This is a genomic window from Sphingomonas sp. PAMC 26621 (assembly GCF_000251145.1).
Lineage (GTDB): Bacteria > Pseudomonadota > Alphaproteobacteria > Sphingomonadales > Sphingomonadaceae > Sphingomonas.
This window is the reverse complement of the sequence record NZ_AIDW01000058.1, coordinates 1-3,707: the sequence shown is the minus strand read 5'-3', so window position 1 is coordinate 3,707 and position 3,707 is coordinate 1. Positions and strand designations below refer to the sequence as shown.

Genomic DNA, 3,707 nt, shown 5'->3' with positions numbered 1-3,707 from the left:
CCTATCCCCTGTGTGCCTTGGCAGTCTACCGAGGTGACCTCGCTCGCCGAGCAGGCGGCGATGTTCAAGACCGAGGATGCGGCGCCCGTGCGCCGCACGGCGCCCGCGCGGTCAATATCGGCACCGCCCAAGGCGACCAAGGCGAAGGCACCGGCCTCAGCCTACCGTTCGCCCGTCACGGCGTTGCCAGCCAAGGCCGCCGCCGGTGGTGATGCGTCGGACGACTGGAACGCCTTCTGATGTCAATCAGATATCTTTTAGGCAAAAGTTTGGAGCAAAATGATGAACTGGTTCAAGAGCATTGCGCCAATTAGATTAAAGCTTCTGTTGAGCTTTGGCTCGCTAACCTGTCTGACGGCGGTCGTTGCTATTTCAGGCATATTTATCGCTGGACCCAATGTAATATTTATTGCCATTTCTCTGGTCTGTATGCTCGGTGCGGCTGCGCTGAGTCTATGCTTTCGAGAAGCGATCTCTGGCCCCTATATTGCGACCGTTGTCCGCATGGAGGCGCTTGCTGACAACGATCTGACAAGCCCTATCGAGTTCGCTGACTATCATGACTGCGTCGGCAGGATGACCAAGGCGATGGTTATTTTCAAGGACGCGGCGGCGATGCAAATCAAGTTGGGTGCCGAAGCCGAGTCCAACGCGGACAGTGTTCGGTCGATGTCGGACAATATGAAGAGCCTGGCCAACGGAGATTTAACTGCCGAAATCAACTGCGAGTTTCCGTCGGCATTCGCCTCGCTCAAGTCCAGCTTCAATGAGGCGCTGACCAATTTGCGCGGCTTGATCAGCGGTGTGACCGAGAGCGCGGAGGGGATCCGTACCGGCTCGTACGAGATCGCGCAGGCGTCCGAAGACTTGGCGCGCCGCACCGAAGGCAGTGCCGCCAGTCTCGAAGAAACCAGCGCTGCATTGGTGCAGATCGACACGCGGCTGAAGGCGACGGCCTTGTCGTCGGGTCAGACGGTGTCGCGAGCTGATCAGGCGATCGCAACGGTTGGCGGCGGTCGCGCGACCGCCGAGGAGGCGGTGCAGGCGATGGGCCGTGTCAGCGACAGCGCCAAGGGCATCGACAGCGTGATCGAGGGGCTCGATAAGATCGCGTTCCAGACGCGCGTTCTCGCAATGAACGCCGCGGTCGAGGCGGGCCGGGCGGGCGATGCGGGCCGCGGGTTTGCGGTCGTCGCCGATCTCGTTTCCGCGCTCGCAATGCGCGCGGAGGAGGAGGCTAAGCGCGCGCGCGACCAGCTGACACTCACCCAGACCGATATCGTCACCGCAGTGCAGGCCGTACAGAAGGTCGACGGCGCACTCGCCAACATCTCGAGCGACGTGAGCGAGGTGCATAAGCTGCTCGGCACGATGGCGGACGATGCCACGGCGCAATCCACCGCGATCACGCAGATCACCGCGGCGATCAGCGCGATGGACCAATCGACCCAGCAGAATGCCGCGATGGTCGAAGAAACATCGGCCGCAGCCCGCAACCTCACCACAGAGGTGACCTCGCTCGCCAAGCAGGCGGCGATGTTCAAGACCGAGGATGCGACCCCGGTGCGCCGCGTGCCGCGCGCTGCCGCGCCTGCGCAGAAGAAGGCGGCGCCGCCGTATCGCTCGCCGGTCAAGGCACTGCCGGCGATGGCGCTTGCCGACGGTGCCGGACAGGACAATTGGAACGCCTTCTGATGAAGGTGCGTGCACGCTCCAGAATATGGCAGCCGGTAGTGCAAGTGTCGCTGATCATGCTTGGGATGGGCGCGACGCTGGTGCCGCCGGCGAGCGGCGCGATCGCGATCCTGCCCGTCATTCCGGGCAACGCCGCGACCACCTTTCGCTGGGCGTTCGAAGCCGGCGCCTTGCCCGTCGCGCGAGGGCCGTATCCCGGCTCGATCGTCGTGAAAGGGTCGCTTTGGACTCTCCTGCTGCCTGCTGTTTCTCACGGCGCCCTTCTGATCGCGGCGCGCTCTGCCGGTTGTGGACGCCAGACACCTTAAGGAATGACGATGAAGTCCATTAATCTTTCGCAGCTTCGATTGGTCGGTATTCGGCTGCTTGCCGGGCTGACGGTCACTCTCGCCCTAACGATCGTCGTGGCCGTGTTGTTTGCCACGATCCCGGGCAAGCTGCCGGCCGCAGTCATCGCAGTCGGGCTGGCTATCCTGCCGAGCATGTTGGCCCTGCAACGCCGCACCGATGCGCAGGCGCGGATGCTGGCCAGCATAACCGTCGTCGTTATGCCGGCGCTTCTGCTGTTCGCGGTCGAAGGGCGCACTTGGCAGGTCGATCTGCATATGATCTTCTTCGCCTTGCTCGCGGTCATCTCGATCCTGTGCGACTGGAAGGCGATCTGCGCTGCTGCTGCGGTAATCGCGGTACATCATATCGGACTCGGCTTGTTGCTGCCCGACTGGATCTTCACCGGCGGCGGCTCGATCGGTCGCATCGCGCTGCACGCAGTGGTGCTGATCATCGAGGGCGCCACCCTGATGTGGGTCGCCGAACGCGTCGTCGCGCTAATCGCCGCGATCGAGGCGCAGGACGTCGAGCGGCAACGCGCCGAAGCAGCGCTCGCGGCCGAGCGTACACTTCAGGCCGAGGCGGTCATCGTGGTGACCACCTCGCTCGGCGAGGCGCTCGCCGCGTTGACCGAAGGCGATCTCACCGCCGACATAACGACCCACTATCCAGGCAGTTACGGCGTCTTGCGGACCAACTTCAACGAAGCCTTGCGCGGTCTGCGTCGCTTGATCGGCTCGGTCAGCGACAGCGCGGCGGGGATCAAGGGAACTTCGGCCGAAATCGCACAGGCCTCGGAAGATCTCGCCCGGCGCACCGAAAGCAATGCTGCAAGCCTCGAAGAGACATCGGCGGCATTGTTTCAGGTCGACGCGCGCATCAAGGCCACCACCGTGGCGGCGACCAACACGGTTGCATGCGCCGACCAGGCGATCGCCACGGTCGCCGGAGGGCGCGCTACCGCCGATGAAGCCGTGCAGGCGATGAGCCGCGTCAGCGAGAGTGCAAGAGGCATAGACAGCGTGATCGAGGGGCTCGACAAGATTGCCTTCCAGACGCGTGTCCTTGCCATGAACGCGGCGGTCGAAGCTGGTCGTGCTGGCGATGCCGGTCGAGGTTTCGCGGTCGTGGCGGATCTTGTCTCGGCACTGGCCATGCGCGCTGAGGAAGAGGCCAAACGCGCCCGGGGTCAGCTCGGCGTCACGCAGCTCGAAATCATCACCGCGGTCAAGGCGGTGCGCAAGGTCGATGAAACCCTGCAGAACATCTCCACCGACGTAGACGGCGTGCACGATCTACTGGCCGGCATGGCAACCGACAATGCCGCGCAATCACAGGCCGTCACCGAGATCAGCGCGGCATTGGGGGCGATGGATAAGGCGACGCAGCAAAATGCGGCGATGGTCGAGGAAACCTCGGCTGCGGCGCGCAATTTGACCGCTGAAGTGAGCGCATTGGCGGATGAGGCAGGCCTGTTCCGGATCGACAGGGGGCGGATCGAACCGGTGCATTTCCGGCCTTCCCCCGAAACGCTCGCAGCGCAGGCGCTGAACGGCAAAGGAGGCGCCAAGCAACGCACCGTCTAGGGTCAGGACTCATAACCACCAGGTGATGGCGGCTACGAGGTATATCGCGCCGAGGAAGTTGGTGGCGAGTTTGTCGTAGCGGGTGGCGATGCGGCG

Annotated in this window: 3 protein-coding genes; all 3 read left to right on the top strand. The window is 63.5% G+C overall.

Annotation, left to right across the window (positions count from 1 at the left end; all coding sequences use genetic code 11):
* Positions 1-282 precede the first annotated feature (282 nt).
* From RI03_RS21025 to RI03_RS21015, 3 genes are read left to right on the top strand one after another with little or no spacing between them, the layout of a single operon-like run.
* A complete protein-coding gene (locus RI03_RS21025; RefSeq protein WP_138995795.1) occupies positions 283-1,695 on the top strand; it encodes a methyl-accepting chemotaxis protein in 1,413 nt (470 codons plus the stop codon).
* Positions 1,695-2,003 carry a hypothetical protein gene (locus tag RI03_RS21020; protein WP_138995794.1) on the top strand — a complete coding sequence of 103 codons (309 nt, stop codon included), beginning with the start codon at positions 1,695-1,697 and terminating at the stop codon, positions 2,001-2,003. The genes RI03_RS21025 and RI03_RS21020 overlap by 1 nt, the downstream gene beginning before the upstream one ends.
* A gap of 39 nt (positions 2,004-2,042) precedes the next feature.
* On the top strand, positions 2,043-3,611 hold the full coding sequence (locus RI03_RS21015; RefSeq protein WP_010219737.1) for a methyl-accepting chemotaxis protein: 1,569 nt from the start codon (positions 2,043-2,045) through the stop codon (positions 3,609-3,611).
* Positions 3,612-3,707: the final 96 nt, after the last annotated feature.

Bases quoted from the DNA above. Each gene is read 5' to 3' on its own strand.
- RI03_RS21025 (WP_138995795.1), top strand. From the start codon at position 283: ATGAACTGGTTCAAGAGCATTGCGCCAATTAGATTAAAGCTTCTGTTG.
- RI03_RS21020 (WP_138995794.1), top strand. From the start codon at position 1,695: ATGAAGGTGCGTGCACGCTCCAGAATATGGCAGCCGGTAGTGCAAGTG.